Source organism: Cryobacterium zhongshanensis (assembly GCF_022760445.1).
Taxonomy (GTDB): domain Bacteria; phylum Actinomycetota; class Actinomycetes; order Actinomycetales; family Microbacteriaceae; genus Cryobacterium; species Cryobacterium algoricola.
The window spans coordinates 108,593-132,192 of sequence record NZ_JALGAR010000002.1 but is presented as its reverse complement, the minus strand read 5'-3'; the positions used below and the strand labels follow the sequence as shown (position 1 = coordinate 132,192).

Annotated in this window: 22 protein-coding genes; 11 read left to right on the top strand and 11 right to left on the bottom strand. The window is 71.2% G+C overall.

All coding sequences use genetic code 11. From position 1 onward, the window contains the following. The first annotated feature begins 8 nt into the window (after positions 1-8). Positions 9-242, top strand: a complete 234-nt coding sequence (locus tag MQH31_RS09140) for a DUF3073 domain-containing protein (protein ID WP_134446236.1) — start codon at positions 9-11, stop codon at positions 240-242. Between the two features lie 262 nt (positions 243-504). Here the strand turns inward: MQH31_RS09140 and purM are convergent, their stop codons facing one another. The 3 genes from purM to MQH31_RS09125 are packed head-to-tail and all read right to left on the bottom strand — an operon-like array spanning position 505 to position 3,722. Continuing rightward, positions 505-1,608 carry a phosphoribosylformylglycinamidine cyclo-ligase gene (gene purM, locus MQH31_RS09135; protein WP_243011779.1) on the bottom strand — a complete coding sequence of 368 codons (1,104 nt, stop codon included), beginning with the start codon at positions 1,606-1,608 and terminating at the stop codon, positions 505-507. Continuing rightward, positions 1,605-3,302, bottom strand: a complete 1,698-nt coding sequence (gene purF / locus MQH31_RS09130; RefSeq protein ID WP_134533238.1) for an amidophosphoribosyltransferase — start codon at positions 3,300-3,302, stop codon at positions 1,605-1,607. Before purF ends, purM begins: the two co-directional genes overlap by 4 nt. 21 nt (positions 3,303-3,323) lie before the next feature. Then, positions 3,324-3,722, bottom strand: coding sequence for a hypothetical protein (locus MQH31_RS09125; RefSeq protein ID WP_243011778.1), 399 nt, complete (start codon positions 3,720-3,722; stop codon positions 3,324-3,326). A 177-nt stretch (positions 3,723-3,899) separates the two neighbouring features. Between MQH31_RS09125 and MQH31_RS09120 the strand changes: the two genes are divergently transcribed. Further along, entirely contained in the window at positions 3,900-4,943 is a 1,044-nt protein-coding gene (locus tag MQH31_RS09120; protein WP_243011777.1) for a ribokinase, read from the top strand. Between the two features lie 88 nt (positions 4,944-5,031). Here MQH31_RS09120 and MQH31_RS09115 read toward each other — a convergent pair whose 3' ends face one another. Next, positions 5,032-5,400, bottom strand: coding sequence for a sterol carrier family protein (locus MQH31_RS09115; RefSeq protein WP_243011776.1), 369 nt, complete (start codon positions 5,398-5,400; stop codon positions 5,032-5,034). A gap of 254 nt (positions 5,401-5,654) precedes the next feature. On the opposite strand from MQH31_RS09115, the gene purD reads away from it, so the two are divergent. The 4 genes from purD (at position 5,655) to MQH31_RS09095 (ending at position 10,056) form a co-directional block, all read left to right on the top strand. Continuing rightward, positions 5,655-6,923: a phosphoribosylamine--glycine ligase gene (gene purD, locus MQH31_RS09110; RefSeq protein ID WP_243011775.1), complete on the top strand. Its 1,269-nt coding sequence runs from the start codon at positions 5,655-5,657 to the stop codon at positions 6,921-6,923. A gap of 88 nt (positions 6,924-7,011) precedes the next feature. Further along, positions 7,012-8,031, top strand: a complete 1,020-nt coding sequence (locus tag MQH31_RS09105; protein ID WP_243011774.1) for a phosphoribosylaminoimidazolesuccinocarboxamide synthase — start codon at positions 7,012-7,014, stop codon at positions 8,029-8,031. A 322-nt stretch (positions 8,032-8,353) separates the two neighbouring features. Continuing rightward, positions 8,354-8,731: a VOC family protein gene (locus MQH31_RS09100; protein ID WP_243011773.1), complete on the top strand. Its 378-nt coding sequence runs from the start codon at positions 8,354-8,356 to the stop codon at positions 8,729-8,731. Between the two features lie 488 nt (positions 8,732-9,219). Then, complete coding sequence (locus MQH31_RS09095) at positions 9,220-10,056, top strand: VOC family protein (RefSeq protein WP_243012161.1); 837 nt, start codon at positions 9,220-9,222, stop codon at positions 10,054-10,056. 237 nt (positions 10,057-10,293) lie between these two features. Here the strand turns inward: MQH31_RS09095 and MQH31_RS09090 are convergent, their stop codons facing one another. From MQH31_RS09090 to MQH31_RS09080, 3 genes are all read right to left on the bottom strand, one after another. Further along, entirely contained in the window at positions 10,294-11,370 is a 1,077-nt protein-coding gene (locus tag MQH31_RS09090; protein WP_243011772.1) for an alpha/beta fold hydrolase, read from the bottom strand. 184 nt (positions 11,371-11,554) lie between these two features. Next, positions 11,555-12,658, bottom strand: coding sequence for a LacI family DNA-binding transcriptional regulator (locus tag MQH31_RS09085; protein WP_243011771.1), 1,104 nt, complete (start codon positions 12,656-12,658; stop codon positions 11,555-11,557). After that, positions 12,659-13,360 (bottom strand): TetR/AcrR family transcriptional regulator, encoded by a 702-nt coding sequence (locus MQH31_RS09080; RefSeq protein ID WP_166792550.1) that lies wholly within the window; start codon positions 13,358-13,360, stop codon positions 12,659-12,661. It lies immediately after the preceding gene. Positions 13,361-13,639: 279 nt separating this feature from the next. On the opposite strand from MQH31_RS09080, the gene MQH31_RS09075 reads away from it, so the two are divergent. The 3 genes from MQH31_RS09075 (at position 13,640) to purQ (ending at position 15,982) form a co-directional block, all read left to right on the top strand. After that, on the top strand, positions 13,640-14,935 hold the full coding sequence (locus tag MQH31_RS09075) for a kynureninase (protein WP_243012160.1): 1,296 nt from the start codon (positions 13,640-13,642) through the stop codon (positions 14,933-14,935). Between the two features lie 73 nt (positions 14,936-15,008). Beyond that, entirely contained in the window at positions 15,009-15,284 is a 276-nt protein-coding gene (gene purS, locus MQH31_RS09070; RefSeq protein ID WP_134533220.1) for a phosphoribosylformylglycinamidine synthase subunit PurS, read from the top strand. After that, positions 15,284-15,982, top strand: a complete 699-nt coding sequence (gene purQ / locus MQH31_RS09065; RefSeq protein WP_243011770.1) for a phosphoribosylformylglycinamidine synthase subunit PurQ — start codon at positions 15,284-15,286, stop codon at positions 15,980-15,982. The genes purS and purQ overlap by 1 nt, the downstream gene beginning before the upstream one ends. Before the next feature lie 119 nt (positions 15,983-16,101). Here the strand turns inward: purQ and mgrA are convergent, their stop codons facing one another. The 4 genes from mgrA to MQH31_RS09045 all read right to left on the bottom strand — a co-directional run bounded on the left by mgrA (position 16,102) and on the right by MQH31_RS09045 (position 19,784). After that, positions 16,102-17,127, bottom strand: coding sequence for an L-glyceraldehyde 3-phosphate reductase (gene mgrA / locus MQH31_RS09060; protein ID WP_243011769.1), 1,026 nt, complete (start codon positions 17,125-17,127; stop codon positions 16,102-16,104). Positions 17,128-17,154: 27 nt separating this feature from the next. After that, positions 17,155-17,910: a TMEM175 family protein gene (locus tag MQH31_RS09055; RefSeq protein ID WP_243011768.1), complete on the bottom strand. Its 756-nt coding sequence runs from the start codon at positions 17,908-17,910 to the stop codon at positions 17,155-17,157. A 96-nt stretch (positions 17,911-18,006) separates the two neighbouring features. Beyond that, positions 18,007-19,434: an RNA polymerase sigma factor gene (locus tag MQH31_RS09050; RefSeq protein WP_243011767.1), complete on the bottom strand. Its 1,428-nt coding sequence runs from the start codon at positions 19,432-19,434 to the stop codon at positions 18,007-18,009. Continuing rightward, a complete protein-coding gene (locus tag MQH31_RS09045; protein ID WP_134533210.1) occupies positions 19,434-19,784 on the bottom strand; it encodes a YciI family protein in 351 nt (116 codons plus the stop codon). Before MQH31_RS09045 ends, MQH31_RS09050 begins: the two co-directional genes overlap by 1 nt. A 258-nt stretch (positions 19,785-20,042) precedes the next feature. Between MQH31_RS09045 and purL the strand changes: the two genes are divergently transcribed. Both purL and MQH31_RS09035 read left to right on the top strand, forming a co-directional pair. Continuing rightward, positions 20,043-22,349: a phosphoribosylformylglycinamidine synthase subunit PurL gene (purL, locus tag MQH31_RS09040; protein WP_243011766.1), complete on the top strand. Its 2,307-nt coding sequence runs from the start codon at positions 20,043-20,045 to the stop codon at positions 22,347-22,349. A 268-nt stretch (positions 22,350-22,617) separates the two neighbouring features. Beyond that, on the top strand, positions 22,618-23,433 hold the full coding sequence (locus tag MQH31_RS09035; protein ID WP_243011765.1) for a putative endonuclease domain-containing protein: 816 nt from the start codon (positions 22,618-22,620) through the stop codon (positions 23,431-23,433). The last annotated feature ends 167 nt before the right edge of the window (positions 23,434-23,600 follow it).

The window sequence follows — 23,600 nt, the reverse complement described above, 5'->3', positions numbered from 1 at the left end:
GGTCTCGCATGGGGCGCGGCCGTCAAAAAGCAAAGCACACCAAGGTCGCCCGTGAGCTGAAGTATTTCAGCCCGGACACCAACTACAACGCGCTCGAACGTGAGCTCACGGGGCATCCCGTGGACGACGAGCGACTCGACGAGGACCTCGCCAAGTGGCCGGAGTACGAGCCGGGTACGTCCGAGGAACCCGACCGATACGTCGACACCTACGCGACCGAAGACGAGCAGAAGCGCGCCTGACCGCCGTTCACCGTACCGGGCGCCGCTGAGGGCGCCCGTTTTGCGTGCGCCGGCATCCGCACCGCGCTGAGCGCGCGGCATCCAGCGAGTTGGCAGCATTCGCTCATACGCGTCGTGCGAGAGTGACCTTTCCGGTCGAGAGTTCCCGGTCTACCGGTCACTCTCGACCGGAAAGGTAGCCCTCGGCGCCTGCAGGTACAGCGGCGCGCTCGAAGGCCGATACCGCGGGCGGGCGGCGGATGCCGCGGGGCGCGCGGGCGGGTCAGGCCGCGTAGCCGCCGACCAGGCGCACGGCGCCGCCGTTGACGCCCTTGGCGCCCTGCACGAAACCGGTGAGGTCGTGCGGGGCCGTGGACACGCGTCCGGCGACCCAGGCCGGGATGCCGTCGGCGGCGAGGCTCGCGATGACGGAGGACGCGGCATCCGCTGCGACGACGGCGAACATGCCCACGCCGAGGTTCCAGGTGCCCTCAGAGCTCTCGAGGGTGCTGCCGGCGAAGGCGCTGAGCACCCGGAAGACGGGGGCGGGCGACCAGGTGGATCGGTCCACTTCGACCCAGGCGCCGATCGGGAGGACCCGGGCGAGGTTCGCGGCGATGCCGCCGCCCGTGACGTGGCTGAGCGAGTGAACCGCTCCGTCGAGTTCGGGGTCGGCGAGCACGCTCAGCAGCGGGCCGGTGTAGAGCCGGGTCGGCTCGAGAAGTACTTCGCCGACGACCCCGCCGAGTTCATCGGACGTGTCGGTGTAGCCGATGCCCCGCTCGGCGAGGATGTGCCTGACGAGCGAGAAGCCGTTGGAGTGCAGGCCGGAGGAGGCGAGCGCGACGACGACGTCGCCCGCGCGGACCCGCTCGGCGCCGAGCACCTGGTCGCCCTCGACGACGCCGGTCGCGGCTCCCGCGACGTCGTAGTCGTCCGGGCCGAGGAGCCCCGGGTGTTCCGCCGTCTCGCCGCCGATGAGGGCCGTTCCGGTTTCGGCGCAGGCGCGGGCGATGCCGCCGACGATCTCGGCGATGCGCTCGGGGACGACGCGTCCGCAGGCGATGTAGTCGGTCATGAAGAGCGGGCGGGCGCCGACCACGACGATGTCGTCGACGACCATGCCGACGAGGTCCTGGCCGATGGTGTCGTGCTTGTCGATGGCCTGGGCGATCGCGACCTTGGTGCCGACGCCGTCGGTCGAGGTCGCGAGCAGCGGGCGCTTGTACGCGGTGAGGAAGGAGGCGTCGTAGAGCCCGGCGAAACCGCCGAAACCGCCGAGCACCTCTGCGCCGTGGGTGCGCGAGACGGCCGCCTTCATCAGCGAAACGGCGAGGTCACCCGCCTCGGTGTCGACTCCGGCTGCCGCGTACGATGCGTTGCTCATTCTTGTCTTCCTGGATCGCCGATCATGAACTGTCCCTGCGTGCCGCGCGTGGTGGGCCGCGTGCTCGCCCGCATCGAAGCCGGGTCGAGCAGTGGTTCGTATTCCGCGTCGGGTCCGGGGTCGCATCCGTCTGAGGTGCGGGACGCCTCTGCGGCGGCGACGGATGCGTCGCTCGCGACGACCGGCGACCCTGCGGACGCCGTCGACCGCGTCGAGTCGGTCGACCCGGCCGGGGCGGTGCGCTCGAGCAGGTTCTTGCCGAGGTGCAGGGCGTCGGGGAGCGGGATCGGGTACACGCCCGTGAAGCAGGCGGTGCAGAGGCGGTCACGAGGCTGCTCGGTCGCGGCGATCATGCCCTCAGGGGAGAGGTAGCCGAGGGAGTCGGCGCCGATGGCCTGGCGCACCTCGTCGACGCCGAGGCCGGTCGCGATGAGTTCGGCCCGGGAGGCGAAGTCGATGCCGTAGAAGCAGGGCCAGGTGATCGGCGGGCTCGAGATGCGCACGTGCACCTCGGCGGCACCGGCCTCGCGGAGCATGCTGACCAGGGCACGCTGGGTGTTGCCGCGCACGATCGAGTCGTCGACGACGATGAGGCGCTTGCCCTTGATCACGGCCTTGAGCGGGTTGAGCTTGAGTTTGATGCCGCGCTGGCGGATCGTCTCGGACGGCTGGATGAAGGTGCGGCCGACGTAGGAGTTCTTGACGAGGCCCTGACCGAAGGGGATCCCGGATGCCTGCGCGTAGCCGATCGCGGCCGGGGTGCCGGACTCGGGGGTCGGGATCACGAGGTCGGCCTCGACGGGGTACTCAGCGGCGAGGCGGCGGCCCATCTCGACCCTGGCCTCGTGCACGCCGCGGCCGGCGATCGTGGTGTCCGGCCTGGCGAGGTACACGTACTCGAAGACGCAGCCGGCGGGCTTGGACTCGGCGAACCGCTGCGAGCGGAGGCCGTTCTCATCGATCGTGATGAGCTCGCCGGGTTCGACCTCGCGGACGAAGCTCGCGCCGACGATGTCGAGGGCAGCGGTCTCCGAGGCGACGACCCAGCCGCGCTCGAGCCGGCCGAGGACGAGCGGGCGCACGCCCTGGGGGTCGCGGGCGGCGTAGAGGGTGGTTTCGTCCATGAAGACGAGGCAGTACGCGCCTCGCAGGCGCGGCAGCACCTCGAGCGCGGTGGCCTCGAGGGTGTGGTCGAGGTCCCCGGTGAAGAGGGCGGTGATGACGGCGGTGTCCGTGGTGTTGCCGCGGGCGAGTTCACCCTCGACCTTCGGGTAGCGCTCGTGCACGAGCTGGAGCAGCTCGGCGGTGTTGGTCAGGTTGCCGTTGTGGCCGAGGGCGACGGTTCCGCTCGACGTGCGGCCGAGGGTCGGCTGGGCGTTCTGCCAGCTCGAGGATCCCGTTGTCGAATAACGGGTGTGCCCGACCGCGATGTGACCGATGAGGGTGCTCAGCGCCGCCTCATTGAAGACCTGGGCGACGAGGCCCATGTCCTTGTAGATCAGGATCTTGCTGCCGTCGCTCGTCGCGATTCCGGCCGATTCCTGCCCGCGGTGCTGCAGGGCGTAGAGCCCGAAGTAGCTGAGCTTGGCCACCTCTTCACCGGGGGCCCACACGCCGAAGACGCCACAGGCATCCTGTGGCCCCTTCTCGCCCTGCAAGAGATCGTGACCGAGAAGTCCGTCGCCACCAGCCAAATCGATGCCTCTTAACTATCTTTACAGCGGATTAGTGCTGGATGTTGGGGGGTCGTCTGCCTCGGAAGGAGCGTTTTCACCGCTCGCGCCGTAGACGCCCAGTCTATCGACGACGACCGCTCGGGCCGAGCGTCTGGTGAATCGGTCGATCACGATTGCGACCACGGCGCCGAGGGCGAGGCCCACGACGACGCCGACGAGGAGGAGGAACCCGAAGACCTGGAGGAGCCCGAATTCGGCCGTCTGGGGGAACCCGACCGTGAGGATCAGCGCGGTGACCGCCCCGAGGACGGCACCGACGATCATGAAGTTGAAGTAGCGCGGGGAACGCCGCACGGTGGCCGCGGCCTGGCCGACGAGGATCTCGGGGGTGGCCGGCACCGCCGCGATGTCGTTCCCGGGCTGCTCGGTTGCGCTCATGGGGACATTCTCGCACGCGCGCACCGGGAGTGCGCCGGGAGCCGGTGCGGGGCCGGTCGGCGGCGGCGTTGCGGGTGCCCCGGGGTCGGTCGCCTACCGCCGCGTCGGTTTCGGCAGACCGCTGCCGCCGTTCCGGGCGCGGGCCGCGGAAACCGGCGCGGGTGCGACACTGGACGGGTGAACAGGATTGCGGTGCTCGGAAGCGCGAACATGGACCTCGTCGTGCGCCAGCCGCGACTCCCCCGCCCCGGCGAAACGATCTTCGGCCACGACTTCGCCCTCGTGCCCGGCGGCAAGGGACTCAACCAGGCGGTCGCCGCCGCCCGCCAGGGTGGCGCGGTCGACTTCCTCGGCGCGGTCGGACGCAATGACTACGGGACGGAACTCCGGGCGCTCCTCGTGAGCGAAGGCATCCGTGTGGACGGTCTCGACACCGTCGACGGGCCGACCGGCACAGCGCACATCACCGTGCTCGACTCCGGCGAGAACTCGATCGTCGTCGTCTCCGGAGCGAACGCCGCCGTGACGGTGCTCGACGCGGGGCAGCGCGCGGCGATCGCGGCGGCGGACTTCCTCGTGTTGCAGTGCGAGCTGCCGGTGCCCGTGCTCGTTGAGGGGCTCGCGGTCGCGCGGGCGTCCGGCACGTTCACGGTGCTGACGCCGGCGCCGGTGGTGCCGCTGCCCGCCGGGTTCTTCGCGGGCGTCGACCTGATCGTGGCCAACCGGCTCGAGGCCGAGGAGCTCACGGGTGAAGCGGATGCCGCGCGCGCGGCCGAATCGCTCAGCGCGCGCCGCGGCTGGGCGATCGTCACTCTCGGCGAGGAGGGCTGCGTCGTCGCCAGGGGTGGCGTCGCGCTCGGGCTCGCACCCGCCCGGCCGGTGCGCCCCGTGGACACCACGGGAGCCGGGGACACCTTCGTCGGCGCGCTCGTCGCCCGGCTCGCCGCCGGTGCCGCAGGTGCCGCAGGTGCCGCAGGTGCCGCAGGTGCCGCGGGCGCTGACTCTGGTGCGGCGGTTGGTGCAGGCACGGCAGGTGCTTCGGACGCCGCGCTTGAGAGTGCTGCGACACCCGGCACCGCGCGCGCTCGCGCAGAGGTTTCGGAGGACGCCATGATCGACGCCATCCGCTGGGCGACGGTCGCGGCATCCGTTTCGGTCACGAGGGCCGGCGCGACGGCATCGATGCCGACGCACGCCGAGGTCGCCGCGATCCTCGCCTGACCCCTCGACTGAACCCACCGCGAGAGTGCACTCGCGCGGGACGACAAACGCGGGACGCGAGAGGCGGCGCGGGGGCGGGAGGAACGGTTTACGGGGCGAGGCGCAGCGGCAGGTGCGCGGTGAGGTCGGCGCGCTGTCCGCTCGCGTGGATGCGCCCGCTCGCGAGACCGTCGGACCACGCGAGCTCGCCGGTCGCGAGGGCGAGCCAGGTGGCGGCATCCGTTTCGACGACGTTGGGCGGCGTGCCGCGGGTGTGCCGGGGGCCCGCGATGCACTGCACGGCCCCGAACGGCGGCACGCGCACCTCGAGGGTGTTGCCGTTGGCCTCCTCGGAGAGCAGCTGCAGGGTGTAGCGCACGGCGAGCGCACGGATGTCCCGACTCGCGCCCGCAGCATCCGCCGCGTAGCCGCGTACCGCGGCCCGGCCCACTCCGTCGTCGATCCTCGCCCTGGCCATCCCCCTATTCTGCCGGGTTCCATGCGCCGACTGTCCCGGATTCGCCGCCGCACCGGACAGCCGGGCCCCCGTTCGCCTGCCCGGTGGTGGCTAACTCAGGAGATCCAGCGCACGTGAGCTACTCCGCCGCGTATTTTCGGGCACATTCCCCTGGCGCGCCACCGTTCTTCCTGAGTTAGCCCCCGAGGTCGCGGTCCACCCGTGGCCGGGGACGGGGCGGGCAGGGACCGGGGCGCATCCGGTAGCCTGAACCGGTGAGAATTCTGGTCCTCGGTTCCGGTGCCCGCGAGCACGCCATCATCACCGCCCTGCTCCGCGAGGAGCCGCGCCACGAGGTCGTCGCCGCGCCCGGCAACGCCGGCATCGCCGCCGCGGTGCCCGTGGTCGCCCTCGACCCGAACGTGCCCGGCGCCGTCACCGAGTACGCGATCGCACACGGGGTCGACCTCGTCGTGATCGGGCCGGAGGCCCCCCTCGTCGCCGGCGTCGCCGACGCGCTGCGGGCACAGGGCATCCCGGTGTTCGGCCCCGGCCGCGCCGCCGCCGCCCTCGAGGGCAGCAAGACCTTCGCCAAGCGCATCATGGACGAGGCCGGCGTGCCGACCGGCCGTGCCGAACGCGCCGGCACCCTCGCCGAGGCGACCCACGCCCTCGACACGTTCGGGGCACCCTACGTCGTCAAGGCCGACGGGCTCGCGGCGGGCAAGGGCGTGCTCGTCACCGAAGACCGCGCCGCCGCCCTCGCCCACGCCGAGCACTGGCTGCAGCACGGCGGCGTGCTCATCGAGGAGTTCCTCGCCGGCCAGGAGGTCTCCCTGTTCTTCCTGAGCGACGGCCACACCGTGCTGCCGCTCTCCCCCGCGCAGGACTACAAGCGCCTCGCCGACGGCGACCTCGGCCCGAACACCGGCGGCATGGGCGCATACTCGCCGCTGCCCTGGCTCGACGCCGGCTTCGGCAGCGAGCAGGCCTTCGTCGACGAGGTCCTCGACACGATCGCCCTCCCCACCGTCCGCCGCCTCGCCGCCGAGGACACCCCCTTCATCGGGCTGCTCTACTGCGGCCTCATTCTGACGGATGCCGGCATCCGCGTCATCGAGTTCAACGCGCGTTTCGGTGACCCCGAGACCCAGGTCGTGCTGCCCCGGCTGGTGACCCCGCTCTCGGGGCTGCTGCTCGCGGCGTCCACCGGCGGGCTCGGCGGGCTCGCGCGACCGGTGTTCTCCGGGGAATCCTGCGTGACCGTCGTGCTGGCGAGCGAGAACTACCCGGACACCCCGGTGACCGGGCGGCCGCTCGTCGGCCTCGACGCGGCATCCGCTGTGGACGGCGTCACAATCGCGCACGCCGCGACGGCCCTCGTCGACGGAACGCTCGTCTCCACCGGCGGCCGGGTGCTGAGTGTCGTCGCGCTCGGCGACGGCTTCGCCGAGGCCCGCAGCCGCGCGTACGCCGCCCTCGCCGAGATCACCCTCGAGGGTGCGCAGTTCCGCACGGACATCGCCGCCCGCGTCGCCTCCTGACCCGCCGCCCCGGGAAACGGCCGCCCTGCTGGCGCGTCCCGCGGGGCGGGTTTGGCGCGGGGGCGGGCCGGTGCGGGAGAATGGGGCCGTGACCGCACTCGACCAGCCGACCGCATCCGCCCCCCTCGACCTCCCGGGCTGGCGCCACGCCTACTCCGGCAAGGTCCGCGACCTGTACGTGCCGGCCGCTCCGGCAGCGGATGCCGCGACGCCCGACCTCGACGCCGCCTCCCGCGTGCTCGTGGTCGCGAGCGATCGCGTCAGCGCCTTCGACCACGTGCTCGAGCCCGGTATCCCGGGCAAGGGTGTGCTGCTCACGACGCTCAGCCTCTGGTGGTTCGGCCAGCTCGCCGGGATTCCCAACCACCTGCTGGCGGATGCTGCGACCGCCGAGACCTCGGGCACCGCTGACACCGCGGTCACCGCGGTCACCGCGGTCACCGCGGTCACGCACGGTACCGACGGCATCCCCGCCGCCGTCGCCGGCCGCGCCATGCTCTGCACGACCCTCGACATGTTCCCGATCGAGTGCGTCGTGCGCGGCTACCTGACCGGATCCGGCTGGAAGGAATACCAGGTCAGCCAGACGGTCTGCGGCCTCCCGCTCCCGGCAGGGCTGCAGAACGGCGACCGCCTGCCCGAGCCGATCTACACCCCGGCCTGGAAGGCCCCGATGGGCGAGCACGACGAGAACATCTCCTTCGAGCGCACGGTCGAGCTCGTCGGCGCCGACGTCGCCGCAGAGCTGCGCCGCCTCTCCCTCGAGATCTTCCGCCGGGCATCCGTCGTCGCCGAGAAGAGCGGCGTGATCCTCGCCGACACCAAGTTCGAGTTCGGCGCCGACCGGGCGACCGGCGAGATCACCCTCGCCGACGAGGTGCTCACGAGCGACTCGAGCCGCTACTGGGACGCCGCCCTCTGGCAGACCGGCACGACCCCCGAGCAGCGGATGTCCAGCTTCGACAAGCAGATCGTCCGCGACTGGCTGAGCGCGCACTGGGACCAGACCGGTACGCCCCCGGCCCTCCCCGAGGACATCATCGAGCGCACCGCCGCCCGTTACCGCGAACTGCTCACGCGGCTCGCCGGGGCCGCCCCGCTCGCCTGACCCGGGTACCCGGCTGACTGCTGACTGCTGACGGCTGACGGCTGACGGCTGACGGCTGACGGCTGACGGCTAACCCAGGTACCCGGCCGGCGGCTGGCCCGCGTACCTGATCCACGGTCTCGCCCGCCCCGGGCATCCGTCCCGCGTACCGAGATGACGGCCTGATCCGGGCGCCAGACCCGCATACCGGGCCGACAGCTGTCCCCCGCTCCTGATCCACGGCCTCGCCGGCCCCGGGCATCCGTCCCGCGGGTCGACCGCGACCCGACGCGCGCGGTCACAGGACTCGGCGCCCGGCGCCGCCGAATGTTACGCTCCGGGCATGCGAATCAAGATGTGCAGCGTCCACGTGAAAGACCCCGCCACCGCGTTCGATTTCTACACCTCCGTCCTCGGATTCGAGAAGCTCCTCGCCATGCCCGAGCACCAGCTGTACATCGTCAAGTCCGCGGAGGACCCGGACGGCGTCGGCCTGCTCCTCGAGCCGAGCGACAACAAGGTCGCCGCGAAATACGCCCAGGGCATCCGTGCCCTCGGCCTGCCCGCGATCGTCTTCGGCAGCCCCGACGTCCGCGCCGAATACGAGCGGCTCGGCCGCCTCGGCGTGCAGTTCACGAGCGAGCCGTACACGGATGCCTTCGGCACCTCTGTCGTCTTCGACGACACCTGCGGCAACCTGATCCAGCTCCACCAGGACTGACCCCTCCCGCCCCGCAACGCCGGTCCGGCAGCACTCGTTCGCCGTTCTACGCCGCCTCTCACCCTCACGTGGGGGCTAACTCAGGAAATCCGCGCCACCGACCGTGGGAAACCCCCGAACCAGTGCCGCCCAACCACGCCCACCCCGCACATCTCCTGAGTTAGCCACACCCACCACCGCAGACCCGACCGCCACCGGGGCCGCAACGGTCAGCAGGAGAGGCCGCTCCGGCACGCACGAGGGGGCTAACTCAGGAAATCCGGCCCACCGACCGCAGGAAACCCCCGAACCAGTGCGGCCCAACCACGCCCACCCCGCACATCTCCTGAGTTGGCCACGCCCCACGCCTCAGACCGGGGCCGCAGAGCGAGCACCGGGGTACACCGCCGCACCTTCGGGGCGGCGCGGCGCGGAATAGCGGGGCGGGGGCATCCGTTGACGCAGGTGTGACCAGATCTGCAGCAGAACTCCTCCCCGCGGCGACCGGAATGGGCGCCGTCACCCTGCGCGTCGGCAACCTCGACCGCATGATCGCGTACTACCGCGACGCCGTCACCCTCAGCCTGCTCAGCCAGGACGGCGCCATCGCCGTGATGGGGCGCGGCACGACCCCGATCGTGATCCTGCAGCACGCCCCGGAGCTCGCGGCCCCCGAGCCGCGCTCGAGCGGCCTGTTCCACACCGCGATCCTGTTCGAGACCCAGGCGCAGCTCGCCGCAGCGGTCTACTCGGTCGCGACGAAGCATCCGGGCACCTTCACCGGCAGCGCCGATCACCTCGTCAGCCAGGCGTTCTACTTCACCGATCCAGAGGGCAACGGCATCGAGCTCTACTGGGACCGTGACCGCACCGAGTGGAGCTGGACCCACGGCCAGGTCGAGATGGCCACCCTCGCCCTCGACCCCAACACCTTCATCGGCGAGCACCTCACCGAGACGGGGCTGTCCGACCCCGGCGCCGGCAACGCGATCGTCGGGCACGTGCACCTCTCCGTCGGCGACGTGCCCACCGCCCGCACCTTCTACGTCGACCGGCTCGGCTTCGAGGCCACCGCGAACTTCGGCCCGTCCGCGCTCTTCGTCTCGGCCGGCGGGTACCACCACCACATGGCGATGAACACCTGGAACAGCGCCGGCTCGGGCCGGCGCCGCCTCGCCCTCGGCCTCGGCGAGGTCGACATCGTGCTGCCCGGCGCCGACGACCTCGGTGCGCTCGGCGAGCGGATGTCCCACTTCGGCATCGAGACCCGGCACGACGGGCAGACCCTCGGCTTCGACGACCCCTGGGGCAACCAGATCGTGGTGCGCACGGCGCTCCCCGCCTGACGACCGCGGGCGTTCGTGCGCCTCTGCCCGGCTCCGGCGCCCACTGACGATTCGGCCAGTATCGCAAGTCCGGGCGAGGCCGCACCGGCGGCGGCCAGTACGGGCAACCCCGCGCACTCCCCAGCGAGTGTCGCCGTTCTTACCGAATCGACCCGCTACAGCGGCGACACTCGACGCGAACGGCGACGCTCGACGCTGATGCGGGCGCGGGGTGCGGGCGCGGCAAGGCGCGAGTTGCTACTGCTGCTGCGGCTCGACCGGCGGATGCGCGCGGTCGCGACCCCAGAACTCATCGAGCAGGTCGGCGGTCGCCTCCGGGTTCTCAAGCTGCGGCGAATGCGCGGCCTCCGGGATGATCGCGTACCGGGCATCGAGCAGGCCGGCCATGCTCGCCTGCCAGTCCTGCGGCCAGGCCGGGTCGTCGACGCCGTGCGCGACGAGGGTGTCGAGGCCGGTCGCGAGCAGTTCGCCGGTGCTGTCGGTCTCGTCGCTGAGGATCGCGGCCGCGCCGAGCAACTGGTCGTCGCTCGTGGCCCCCATCCGCAGCCGGCGGAAGGCCTCGTCGGCGGTCAGGGCGGCATCGGGCAGCCCAACGGTGTGCGGATTGTCCTCGTTCCACCACGCCGCCGATCCGCGCTCGCGGAGGATCGCCTCCTCGCGCTCCATCCGCCCGGCCCAGCCGTGCGGACCCGAGCAGAGCAGGGTGACGTCGAGGAAGCGCTCGGGCGCGAGGATCGCGGCCGCCCGGGCAACGACCCCGCCGAAGCTGTGCCCGAGCAGGTGCACGGGCCGGCCGCTGCCGACGAGTTCGGCCACGGCGACGACGTCCTGCGCGAACGCCTCGAGGGTGTAATTCTCGGCGCCGGCGGGGGCCGCGGAGTCCGCCTGCCCGCGCTGGCTGTACGACCAGGCGTCCCAGCCGAGGTCGGCGAGCAACGGCAGGAAACCGCCGAAGTCCTCCTTCGAACCGGTGAACCCGGGCACGAGAAGCACGACGCCTCGAGCGGATGCCTCCGGCCGCGCATGCAGGGCCGTCACGCGCCCAAAGGGGAGGTCGATGCCGACGTTCGCGACGGCATCCGTCAGCGGGACCGGCAGGGTGCCGAACCGCGGCACCCCGGGCCACCCGTCGAACGTGCCGGCCGCAGCGCTCGTGACGTCCGCGACGTCCGCGACGTCCGCGACGTCCGTGACGTCCGTGACGTCCGCGACGCCCGTGGCATCCGTGACCTTCGTGACGTCCGCGATGATGGCCGCCTCGGCTGAATGGCGCCCGGTCGCTGGCGGGGTGACAGTGGGGTCGATCGTGCTCATGGTGCGCTCCGTTTCCGGCCCGACGGCCGGGTCTGCCGCCGTGCTGCCGAGGACTCAAGCCTAGGCGCGGCAACGCCGCCGCACCCCGGCCTCCGCCGAGAATCGCCGCTGCCGCCGAGGCGACCCGGTCCACCGGCGACACTGAGCGACAGCGGCGACAGTCGGCACGTGCAGCGGGCGCGGGTCAGGCGGGGAGGGTGCCCTCCGAGCTTTCGCGGAGCAGCACCTTCACGGGCAGGCGCGCCGTGATCGGCGGCTGGTCGGGGTGCTCGATCCGGCTGAGCATCGCCCGGATCGCCGCCCGCCCGAGCTCGACCATCGGCTGGTACACCGTCGTGAGCCGCGGGGTCGACAGGCGCCCGGCCTCGATGCCGTCGAAACCGGTCACGATGACGTCCTCCGGCACGCGCACCCCGGCGGGCACGAGCACGTCGAGCATGCCGAGCGCTGTCCGGTCGTTCGCGCAGACCAGGGCCCGCGGCATCCGCCCGGTGGCGAGCAGCGTTTCGGCGAGCCGACGGGCACGGATGCGGGAGAAGTCGCCCTGCAGGATCGTCGCGGCGGCCGGGTCGAAGCCCGCCCCCTCGAGGGCTTCGACGAAGCCCTGATAGCGCTCGGCGCTGTCCGGCGAATCGGCGGGCCCGGCGACGAAGGCGAGGTCGGTGGCGTCTGCGTTCTCCAGGAGGTGCGCGGTCAGGGCGCGCATGCCTTCCCGGTTGCTCACGCTGACGTGGTCGAAGTCCATCTCGGCGCAGCGGCGGGGACCGCCGATCAGTACGACGGGGATCCGCCGCGAGACGTGCTTGAGGAGCTCGTCCGGGACGCTGCCGGCGAGCACCGCGACAGCGTCGACCCGTCCGGCGATGTCCCGCAACATGTCGGCGGGATTGGCATCCCTGCCGACGCCGACCATGAGGGCGAAACCCTGGCGCCAGGCTTCGCGCTCGCTGCCGCGCAGCACCCCGTCGAAGGACAGGTTCGGCGGTGCGACCTCGCTGCCGCCGGCCGCGTCGACGACCATCGAGACCGAGAGGTCCTGCACGAACGGCGCCTCTCCCCCGTCATCCTCGTCGTCGATGCCGGGGAAGAACAGGCCGAGCACGCCGGTGCGCTGGGCGGCGAGGCAGCGTGCGCTCGCGCTCGGCACGTAGCCGAGGGCCTGCACGGAGGCGAGGACCCGCTGCCTGGTCGACTCGCGTACGTCATCCGGCCGGCGCAGCACCCGGGACACCGTCGCGATCGACACCGCCGCGTGGGCGGCGACGTCGTAGACGGTCGCGACCTTCACTCAGCGCCCGGAACCGCTGCCGGATGCCGCGCGCTTGGCGCGCCGGGTGAGCCCGTGAACCGCCGCCTGGAATTCGCGGGCGGCGAGCGGCCGGCCGGGCAGCCGGGGCCGGTCCGTGGCCGGCAGGCGCAGGCCGTCGAGCACGATCGCGAGCTGCCTGCGCCACTGGCCGGTGTGACCGCCGCCGTGCGTGCCGAGGGAACCGACCATGGTGACCAGGACCGCGAGGTCGACCGCGTCGACATCCGCTCGCAGTGCACCGTCCTTCTTCGCGCGGGCGACGAGCCCCGCGATCACGGTCTGGAATTCCTTGCCGCGACCGCTGCCCGGGTCGATGACCTCCATGCGCTTGAGGATGTGCGGGAGCGCGGGGTCGGCGACGAGCCACTCGGAGACACGTTCCATGTAGAGCTCGATGCCGGCCCAGGCCGTCGGCGCCGCGACGACCTCGTCGCGGACGGTCGCGAGTTCGGCGAGCGCGATGTCGTAGAGGGCGCGCACGAGGTCGTCCCTGGTCGGGAAGTTGCGGTACAGCGTGGCCACGCCGACGTCCGCACGGCGGGCGATCTCCTCGAGGGAGGCGTCGACCCCGTTCTGCGCGATGAGCGCCCGTGCCTCGACGATCAGGCGCTCCCGGTTCTGCCGGGCGTCGCGCCGACGCGGTTGTGCGCCGTCCTGCGTGGTCGGTTCGGACGAAGTCATGGAGTCGATTCTAAGTCCCCCGGCTATGCCTGGTCGGAGGGAATCCTCCATGTCGCCTGTGTCCACGCCCGGATTCCGCCGTCCGGGATAGAATCGCGCCGGAGAACCGGGTCTCGCGTGCGAACCCGTGAATCTCGCCGGAGAACCGCGTCGCGCCGGTCAACGGCCCGCAGCCTCCCTGAGAACCAAGGACTCCCGATGACGCCTCCTCCCGACCAGAGCCGCACCGGTGCCGGCGGCGAGGGCGGCACGGATGCCCACCTCGTCTTCGCGCGCAGAATGGACCGGATCGACGGGCTGGCCCACTACCGTCGGCAGTTCGTGGGCACCGAGGCGGGCGCGGCGGCCGATCCCTTCGTCTACCTGGACGGCAATTCGCTCGGCCGGCCCACCCTCGCGAGTCTCGGGCGGATCACCGAGTTCCTGAGGCACAACTGGGGCACCCGGTTGATCCGCGGCTGGGACGAGGAGTGGATGGACCTGCCGTTCCGGATCGGTGACGAGCTCGGACGGGTCGCGCTCGGGGCGGGACCCGGCCAGGTCTTCATCGGCGACTCGACGACCGTACTGCTCTATAAGCTCGCCCGCGCGGCGGTGGACTACCGCAGGGTCGGCTCGGAACCGGCGCGCACCGAGATCGTGCTCGACACCGACAACTTCCCCACCGACCGGTACCTGCTCGAGGGCATCGCCGCCGAGCGCGGCCTCACCCTGCACTGGATCCACTCCGACCCTGCCGGCGGGGTCTCGGTCGACCAGGTGCGCGCGGCGATCGGCCCGCAGACCGCGCTCGTGCTGCTCAGCCACGTCGCCTACCGCTCGGGATTCCTCGCCGACATGCGCCGGATCACTGCGGCCGCACACTCGGTCGGCGCCCTCGTGCTCTGGGACCTCAGCCACTCCGTCGGCTCCGTCCCGGTCGAGCTGGACCTCTGCGACGTCGACCTCGCCGTCGGCTGCTCGTACAAATACCTCAACGGCGGGCCGGGGGCTCCCGCCTTCGGGTATGTGCGCCGTGACCTGCAGGACGTACTCACCCAGCCGATCCAGGGCTGGATGGGGACCAGGGACGTGTTCACGATGGGGCCGGGGTATCACCCGGCCGACGGCATCCGCCGGTTTCAGAGCGGGACGCCGCCGATCGTCGGGATGCTCGCGATGCAGGACACGATTGCGATGATCGGCGAGGCGGGCATCGAGGAGGTGCGGGCGAAGTCGGTCGCGCTCACCGAGTTCGCGATCACCCTCGTGGACGAGTGGCTCGCGCCGCTCGGTGTGACGCTCACGTCGCCGCGCGACCATGCCCACCGCGGCGGCCACGTCACGGTCAACCACCCGGCGATGCGGCAGGTCACGACGACGCTCTGGGAACACGACGTCATCCCCGATTTCCGCGGGCCGGAGGGGCTGCGGATCGGGCTGTCGCCGCTCAGCACGAGCTTCGTCGAGACACTCGAAGGGGTCGCGGCGATCCGCGACGTGCTGCGCGGGGTGCTGCTCGGGCAGGCCGGCCTCGCACCGGGGACCGGCATCGCACCGGGCTTCGGGCAGAGCGGCGCCGGCAGCGGGCGGTAGAAGCCGACCCGGGTGCGGCCCCCGTGGACTGTAGAATCGAGGCATCCACGCCCCCGACGTCTCGGAGTGAACCATGCCAACCATCGTCGTTGAAGTTATGCCCAAGGCCGAGCTGCTCGACCCGCAGGGAAAAGCCGTCGCCGGCGTCCTCGGCCGCCTCGGCAAGACCGGGTTCACGAGCGTTCGCCTCGGCAAGCGTTTTGAGCTCACCGTCGACGGGCCCGTCGACGAGGCCATGCTCGCCGAAGTGCGCGAACTCGCCGACTCCGTGCTCTCCAACGCCGTGATCGAAGACGTCGTCGGCATCCACGTCGTCGGCGCCGACAGCACAGTCGGGGCATCCGCCTGATGCGCATCGGCGTCGTCACCTTCCCCGGTTCGCTCGACGACCGTGACGCGCAGCGCGCGATCCGGATCGCGGGCGCCGAAGCCGTCGCGCTCTGGCACGGCGAGCACGACCTCCGCGGCGTCGACGCGATCGTGCTGCCCGGCGGCTTCAGCTACGGCGACTACCTGCGCGCCGGAGCGATCGCGAGCCTCTCGCCGATCATGGCCGAGGTCATCGACGCCGCGAACAGCGGCATGCCGGTGCTCGGCATCTGCAACGGTTTCCAGATGCTCACCGAGGCCCACCTGCTCGAGGGCGGACTGACCCGCAACGACCACGGCTCGTTCATCTGCCGCGACCAGCAGCTGCGCGTCGAGAACACCGACACCGTCTGGACGAGCGGCTTCACCGCCGGCCAGGAGATCACCATCCCGCTCAAGAACGGCGAGGGCGGCTTCATCGCCTCAGCCGAGACACTCGCCGCGCTCGAGGGCGAAGGCCGCGTCGTGGTGCGCTACGTCGGCCTGAACCCGAACGGCTCCCTCAACGACATCGCCGGCATCAGCAACGCGCGCGGCAACGTCGTCGGCCTGATGCCGCACCCCGAGCACGCGGTCGAGCCCGGCTTCGGCCCGGACACCGCGTCCGCGATGCGCAGCGGCACCGACGGCCTCACGTTCTTCACCTCCGCGATCGAGCGGATGCTCGCAACCGCGTAACCCGGGCACCTGCGGTGCGCGCCGGCATCCGCTCGCCCGCCCTATCCCGCGAAAGCGGGTGAGTCGTCGTTATCAGTACCGCAACCGACGATTCACCCGCTTTCGCGAACAGTGAGCTTCTAGACGGCGGCGGATGCCTCCCACAGGTTGATGCCGGCGTCGACGGCGTGCGCGTCGATCGCGATGAGCTCCGCGGTTGTGAAGGTCAGGTTCTCGACGGCGGCGACGTTGGTCTCGAGCTGCGCGACCGAGGACGCCCCGATCAGCGCCGACGTCACCTCCGGGCGCCGCAGCACCCAGGCGAGGGCGAGCTGCGCGAGCGACTGCCCGCGCGCCTCGGCGATGTCGGTCAGGGCGCGGATGTGGACGAGCGTTTCGTCGCTGACCATGTCGCGTTTCATCGACCCGGCGCGTGCCGCCCGGGAGTCCGCGGGCACCCCGTGCAGGTACCGGTCGGTGAGCAGCCCCTGGGCGAGCGGGGAGAAGGCGATGCAGCCGACGCCGAGGTCCTCGAGGGTGCTCAGCAGGTCGTCCTCGACCCAGCGGTTGAACATCGAGTACGAGGGCTGGTGGATGAGCAGCGGCGTACCGAGGTCGGCGAGGATCGCCGCGGCCTGCAGGGTGCGCTCCGGCGAGTATGAGGAGATGCCGGCGTAGAGGGCGCGGCCGCTCGTGACCGCGGTGTGCAGCGCGCCCATGGTCTCCTCGAGCGGGGTGTCCGGGTCGGCGCGGTGCGAATAGAACACGTCGACGTAGTCGAGGCCCATCCGGCCGAGCGACTGGTCGAGGCTCGCGAGCAGCGACTTGCGGGAGCCCCACTCGCCGTAGGGGCCCGCCCACATGTCGTAGCCGGCCTTGGTCGAGATGACGAGCTCGTCGCGGTGCGGCCGGAAGTCCTGCTTGAGGTGGATCCCGAAGTTGCTCTCGGCGCTGCCGTACGGCGGGCCGTAGTTGTTGGCGAGGTCGAAGTGCGTCACGCCGAGGTCGAAGGCGCGGCGCAGGATCGCGCGCTGCGTCTCGAGCGGGGTGACCCCGCCGAAGTTCTGCCACAGCCCGAGCGAGACGGCCGGTAGCTTGAGGCCGCTCTTCCCGGTGCGGCGGTAGGGCATGGACTCATATCTGGTGTCAGCCGGAAGGTAGGTCATTCCTCCATCGTGGCACGGTGCATCCACTCAGGGGCCCTGCGCGGCAGGTGTGGCTGGCGGGGCAGGCCCGGCGTGCGTTCCAGGCACGGCGGTCACGCCCGCGGGCGACCGGGGGCGCACGGCCGGCTCGTATTCATCAGAGCGAACGATTCTGGCCCGACTGAGCAGTATCGATGCGGGCGAGATCACGATCCAGCTGAGCATCGCGATCAGGGGCTGGCCGAGAAGGGCGATCCCGATCGAGACCGTGAACACGACTCCGGGCACCAGGATGTTGCGCCGCACGTAGCGATACAGCCCGCGGTCGACCAGGGTGCTGAGCAGGCCCGCCCTCCTGACGTGTACCCAGATCAGGCACTGCACGGCGATGATCAGCGCAACCGTGGCCGCATAGAGCACGACGCTCAGGACCTCCGGGCCGTACTCGCTGAGCACCGCCGTGGGAAACGGCACGAACGCGACCAGCATCAGGAGCAGCAGGTCGAGTTGCACCAGGCGCCGGTCAACCCGGTCGATCACCTGGAACCGACGGAAATGGCTCGACCAGTTCAGGCCGATCACGGCGAAGCTGAGCACGTAGGCGAATAACTTGGGCGCCTGGTCGAGAAGCGCCCGACCGAGTTCGTCCCGCGGGACTGTCGCGAGCGAGGGCACCCGCAAGTCGAGCACGAGGAGCGTCATCGCGATGGCGAACACGGCGTCGCTGAAGAACTCGAGCCGCTCCGTCGAGTCCCTGGCCGCGAGGAGCGCCCGGTGGCGGGCGCGAACGGATGCTCTTTCCATGCCAGCAATGTACCCGCGGATGCGGGCGCTCGGGCGCTCTCGCCTGCCTCGGCGCGGATGCCTGCGGCCGGGCGTGTGGGCGCTCGCGCGCCTGCCTCAGAGCGGATGCCGGCGCGCGAGCAGTCGGCGCTGCGCCGCGGACTCGGTGAGCCCGGCCGCCACGACAGCAGCGACGCCCGCCTCCCGGTCGCGCCCCAGCCTGCGGAGCAGCTCCGCCCGGGTCGCGTGGAACCAGAAGTAGTCGTCGAGGCCCTCGATCCGGTCCACGACGGCGAGCGCCGCGGCCGGGTCGCCGCTCTCGGCGAGGGCGGCCGCCCGGTTCAGCCGCACGACCGGGCTCGGGTCGAGGTGGAGCAGCACGTCGTACCAGGCGAGGACCGCGTTCCAGTCGGTCGCCGCGGCATCCGCTGCGAGGGCATGGCAGGCGGCGATCGCGGCCGTGACCGCGAACCGTTCGGGGCGGATGCTGCTGCCGCGGATCGCGGACGCGGCGAGCTCGATGCCCTCCGCGGCAAGGTCAGTGTCCCAGAGGCTGCGATCCTGGTCCGCCAGGAGCACGATGTCGCAGGCGTCGTCGAACCGGGCGCGAAGCCGGGAGTGCTGGAGCAGCATCGTCGCGAGGAGCCCCTCGAGCACGGGCTCGCCCGGCATCAGCTCGACGAGTAGCCGACCCAGCCGGATCGCCGCCTCTGCGACGGATGCGCCGGGCGGCCCGGCCCGCTCGGCCGGCCCTGGCGGAAGCGGCGCGGGCGACACGGGCGGCGGGGGTGGGGACACGGGAGGCGGGGCATCCGCCGACCGGGACGCGTAGCCCTCGGTGAACAGCAGGAACACGGTCGTCGCGACGGCGCCCAGCCGGCCGGGCAGCTCCTCGGCATCGGGAACCCGATAGCGGATGCCGGCGTCGGCGATCTTGCGCCGCGCCCGGGTGAGGCGCTTGGCCATCGTCGCCTCCGAGACGAGGAGCGCCCGGGCGACCTCGGCGACACTCAGCCCGCAGAGCACGTGCAGGCTGAGCGCGACCTGGGCCTCCTGCGCGAGAGCCGGGTGGCAGCAGGTGAAGATCAGCCGGAGCTGGTCGTCGCGGACGACGCCGGGCGGGGTGTCGTCGGGGGCCCGTTGCACGGCCAGGATGATCGCCTCCCGTTCCTTGACCGGCCGCGCGCCCTCCCGCCGGAGCAGGTCGATCACCCGCCGCTTGGCCGCGAGGGTGAGCCAGGCGCGCGGATTCGGCGGCACGCCGATCCGACGCCAGGTCTCGAGGGCGCTGACGGCGGCGTCCTGCACGGCGTCTTCGGCGAGGTGCAGGTCGCCGGTCAGGCGGATGACGGTGGCCAGCACCCGGCGCCGCTCGCCCCGCAGCAGGGCGGCGAGCGCGCCGCCCGGGTCGGGGCCGGCCTCGACTGCCGCGACTGCCGCGCTCCGGATAGTCCCGTGAGGTGGCGCAGATCGAGGTTCATCGCCGGCGGGAACGTCGATTCGCGACACCTCAGGGATACCGCCACCGGCATCCGTCGCGGTCATCACATCAGGGTCGGCACCGTCGGACGCACCTCGACGACGCCGTTCCAGGCGGCGGGGATCGCGGCCGCGTGCCGGATCGCCTCGTCGAGGCTGTCGCACTCGAGCAGGTAGAAGCCGGTGAGGGCCTCCTTGGTCTCGGCGTATGGGCCGTCGCCGACGACGATGTCGCCGCCCTTGCCGCCGGTGACCCGCACGGTCGTAGCGGTCTGGGTCGGGTAGAGCGCGGCACCGCCGCGGATGACGGCCTCGGCGTCGCGGCCGAACTCGCGGTACTCCTGCATCTCTGCCGCCTGCTCCGGGGCGGTCCAGTCGACGTCGCGGGTGTAGGTCAGGGCAACATAGCTGGGCATGGTGACTCCTTCATCGGGGATTTCAGCGAATGACCCATCGGGAATGGTGGGATCTACTCTAGGAACGAACGGGGCGCTCCCGAAAGGACAGTGCGGCCCGAATTCGCGGCAGGTGCTGCCGGTGCGGACAACTGTGGCCGGTGCGCCGGTCACAGGTGTCCGCAGCGGCAACAGTTCCGAGGGGCCACGGCCCTCCGGGAAGGCAACCGGTAGACTGGGCCGCGCTAAGCATCCGTTGACTCTGGGAGTACACCGCTCGTGACCGCTGCCTCAAACACCCACTCCCGCGGCATCGCCGACACCGTCGAGAACGCGATCGCCACCCCGGACAAGGACCAGCCCTTCGGAGCCCTCGGGCTGACCGCAGGCGAGTACCAGGAGATCCGCACCATCCTCGGCCGCCGGCCCACGAGCGGCGAGCTCGCGATGTACTCGGTGATGTGGAGCGAGCACTGCTCCTACAAGAGCTCGAAGAAGTACCTGCGCCAGTTCGGCGACAAGGTCTCCCCCGCCATGAAGAAGAACCTCATGGTCGGCATGGGCGAGAACGCGGGCGTGCTCGACGTCGGTGAAGGCTGGGCCGTCACCTTCAAGATCGAGTCGCACAACCACCCCTCCTACATCGAGCCGTTCCAGGGCGCCGCGACCGGCGTCGGCGGCATCGTGCGCGACATCATCTCGATGGGCGCCCGACCGGTCGCCGTGATGGACGCCCTCCGCTTCGGCCGCATCGACGACCCGGACACCGCACGCGTCGTGCACGGCGTCGTCTCCGGCATCTCCTTCTACGGCAACTGCCTCGGCCTGCCGAACATCGGCGGCGAGACCTGGTTCGACTCGGTCTACCAGGGCAACCCGCTCGTCAACGCGCTCTCGGTCGGCGTGCTCCGGCACGAGGACCTGCACCTCGCCAACGCCCGCGGCGTGGGCAACAAGGTCGTGCTCTTCGGAGCCCGCACCGGCGGAGACGGCATCGGCGGGGCATCCATTCTCGCCTCGGACACCTTCAGCGCCGACGGCCCGACCAAGCGCCCCGCGGTGCAGGTCGGCGACCCCTTCGCCGAGAAGGTGCTCATCGAGTGCTGCCTCGAGCTGTTCCGCGACAAGCTCGTCGAGGGCATCCAGGACCTCGGCGCGGCCGGCATCAGCTGCGCCACCTCGGAGCTCGCCTCGAACGGCGACGGCGGCATGTACATCCAGCTCGAGAAGGTGCTGCTGCGCGACCCGACGCTCACCGCCGAGGAGATCCTGATGAGCGAGAGCCAGGAGCGGATGATGGCAGTCGTCACCCCGGAGAAGCTCGAGGGCTTCCTCGCGATGACCCGGAAGTGGGACGTCGAGACGAGCGTGCTCGGCGAGGTCACCAACACCGGACGGCTCGTGATCGACTGGAACGGCGAAGAGATCGTCAACGTCGACCCGCGCACCGTCGCGATCGATGGCCCGGTCTACGACCGCCCGGTCGCCTACCCGACCTGGATCGACGCGCTCCAGGCCGACTCGGCCTCTGCTCTGCCCCGGTCGACGGATGCCGCCGACTTGCGCGCGCAGTTCCTCTCCCTGCTGGGCTCGCCCAACCTCGCAGACCCGAGCTGGATCACCGACCAGTACGACCGCTACGTGCTCGGAAACACCGCGCTCTCCTTCCCCGACGACGCCGGCATGATCCGCATCGACGAGGAGTCGGGCCTCGGCTTCGTCATCGCGACCGACGCCAACGGGCGCTACTGCCAGCTCGACCCGTACCGCGGCGCCCAGCTCGCCCTCGCCGAGGCGTACCGCAACGTCGCCGCGACCGGCGCGGTGCCCGTCGGCATCAGCGACTGCCTCAACTTCGGCTCCCCGGAGAACCCCGAGGTGATGTGGCAGTTCGAACGCGCCGTCACCGCCCTCGCCGACGGATGCCTCGAGCTCGAGATCCCCGTCACCGGCGGCAACGTGTCGTTCTACAACCAGACCGGCGACCAGCCGATCTACCCGACGCCCGTCGTCGCCGTGCTCGGCGTGATCGACGACGTCGCCCGCCGGGTGCCGAGCGGCTGGCAGGACGACGGCCACAACATCTACCTGCTCGGCATCACCCGCGAGGAACTCGACGGCTCGGCGTGGGCCGATGTCGTGCACGGGCACCTCGGCGGCCTGCCGCCGGTCGTCGACCTCGCCGGGGAGGCCCGCCTCGCCGGGCTGCTCCACGCGGCGTCGATCGAGGCGCTCGTCGACAGCGCGCACGACCTGTCCTCCGGCGGGCTCGCGCAGACCCTGGCCGAGGCCGTGCTCCGGTTCGGGGTCGGGGCCCGCGTGTGGCTCGGCGACATCTGCGAGCGGGACGGGATCGACGCATCCGTCGCCCTGTTCTCGGAGTCGGCCGGCCGCGTCATCGTCTCGGTGCCGCGCGAGGACGACGTGAAGTTCCTCGGCCTCTGCGAGGGCCGCAACTACCCGGTTCTCCGCATCGGCGTCACCGACAACACCCTCGACGCCCTGGAAATCCAGGACGTCTTCACGGTCTCCCTCGCCGACCTCCGCTCCCGCCACACCGCCACCCTCCCCGCCCACTTCGCCTAGCCCCCCGCGCTCCCGCCGCCCGCCCCCAGAACGGGCGTGTGGTTCGCGAGAGTACGAAAATGGCCCCTTCACGACATCCGAAGGGGCCTTTTTCGTACTCTCGCGGTCCCTGGCCGACGGGCTGTGGATAGAACGCTCGCTCGTTCGTGAGAATCGGCATCATCGGGGGATGAAACGACGTCGCGAGCTTCCCCCCACGTTGCGTGGCCGACACTTCACCACCCGCCGTGGACGCCACGAGGGCGTATCGCGGAAGCGGATGAGGGGCGTGGACCTTGAGCAGCCGTTTCACGGCATCCGCTCACCACGAGTAGGCCCAGCAACGATCGCGACGCTCATAGCGGCATACTCCGAGCGGATGTCGACGGCCCAGTTCTTCAGTCACGTCACGGCAGCGCACCTGCACGGTCTTCCTCTCCCCCGGAGGTTCGCGTCGTCCGGCGTGATTCATGTCTGCGTCGACGACCCGGCGGAACGACAGAGAGTGAGAGGGACCGTCGCACATCACGCTCGACCTGGCACTGTACGCCGGGTCGATATCGGCGGTTATCGCGTGGCCGCACCGGTCGATGTCTGGCGCCAGCTCGCTGCCGTGCTCAGCCTGGATGAACTCATAGTGATGGGCGACGCCCTGGTCGGAGGGAAGCGGCCGCTGGCGACCATGGCCGAGCTGCGCACCGGCGTGGCGCGCCACGCCGGTAAGCGCGGTGCACGGCGGCTCAGAGAAGCGCTCGAGTGGGTCCGCCCCGGCGTGCTCTCACCACGGGAAACCGAGATCCGGCTACTCCTGGTGCGGGCCGGCCTACCCGAGCCGGAAGTGAACGCTCCCCTGACGGATAGGTCGGGACGGAAGATTGCGACGGGTGACCTCGTCTACCGGGAGTATCGAGTGCTCGTTGAGTACGACGGCGAGCAGCATCGAACGGACGAAGAGCAGTATCACTGGGACATCGACCGACTCGACGCGATCATGGAAGCCGATTGGCGGGTGGTTCGCTTGAACAAGACCCATATTCGACTCAAGAGTGCCTCGGCCGTGCGCAAGGTCGACACCGCACTTCGGGACCGCGGCTGGCGTCCCTGACCCATCCAACCGTCGCGTTCGCGTCGACCCAGCCCCCGCGGCACCCCTCACCCCTCACTCTTCCCGCGAGAGCGGAGAAATGGCCCCTTGGTGCGCGATATGAGGGCACAATTCGTACTCTCGCAACGGGGCGCCGCGCTGACGGGTTCGCGAGAGCGGAGAAATGG

Bases quoted from the DNA above. Each gene is read 5' to 3' on its own strand.
- MQH31_RS09115 (WP_243011776.1), bottom strand. From the start codon at position 5,400: ATGGCCAGGGCGAGGATCGACGACGGAGTGGGCCGGGCCGCGGTACGC.
- MQH31_RS09125 (WP_243011778.1), bottom strand. From the start codon at position 3,722: ATGAGCGCAACCGAGCAGCCCGGGAACGACATCGCGGCGGTGCCGGCC.
- MQH31_RS09075 (WP_243012160.1), top strand. From the start codon at position 13,640: ATGGACCGGATCGACGGGCTGGCCCACTACCGTCGGCAGTTCGTGGGC.
- MQH31_RS09090 (WP_243011772.1), bottom strand. From the start codon at position 11,370: ATGAGCACGATCGACCCCACTGTCACCCCGCCAGCGACCGGGCGCCAT.
- MQH31_RS09080 (WP_166792550.1), bottom strand. From the start codon at position 13,360: ATGACTTCGTCCGAACCGACCACGCAGGACGGCGCACAACCGCGTCGG.
- MQH31_RS09055 (WP_243011768.1), bottom strand. From the start codon at position 17,910: ATGGAAAGAGCATCCGTTCGCGCCCGCCACCGGGCGCTCCTCGCGGCC.
- MQH31_RS09095 (WP_243012161.1), top strand. From the start codon at position 9,220: ATGGGCGCCGTCACCCTGCGCGTCGGCAACCTCGACCGCATGATCGCG.
- purM (WP_243011779.1), bottom strand. From the start codon at position 1,608: ATGAGCAACGCATCGTACGCGGCAGCCGGAGTCGACACCGAGGCGGGT.
- MQH31_RS09045 (WP_134533210.1), bottom strand. From the start codon at position 19,784: ATGCCCAGCTATGTTGCCCTGACCTACACCCGCGACGTCGACTGGACC.
- purS (WP_134533220.1), top strand. From the start codon at position 15,009: ATGCCAACCATCGTCGTTGAAGTTATGCCCAAGGCCGAGCTGCTCGAC.
- MQH31_RS09100 (WP_243011773.1), top strand. From the start codon at position 8,354: ATGCGAATCAAGATGTGCAGCGTCCACGTGAAAGACCCCGCCACCGCG.
- MQH31_RS09050 (WP_243011767.1), bottom strand. From the start codon at position 19,434: ATGACCGCGACGGATGCCGGTGGCGGTATCCCTGAGGTGTCGCGAATC.
- MQH31_RS09140 (WP_134446236.1), top strand. From the start codon at position 9: ATGGGGCGCGGCCGTCAAAAAGCAAAGCACACCAAGGTCGCCCGTGAG.
- purQ (WP_243011770.1), top strand. From the start codon at position 15,284: ATGCGCATCGGCGTCGTCACCTTCCCCGGTTCGCTCGACGACCGTGAC.
- mgrA (WP_243011769.1), bottom strand. From the start codon at position 17,127: ATGACCTACCTTCCGGCTGACACCAGATATGAGTCCATGCCCTACCGC.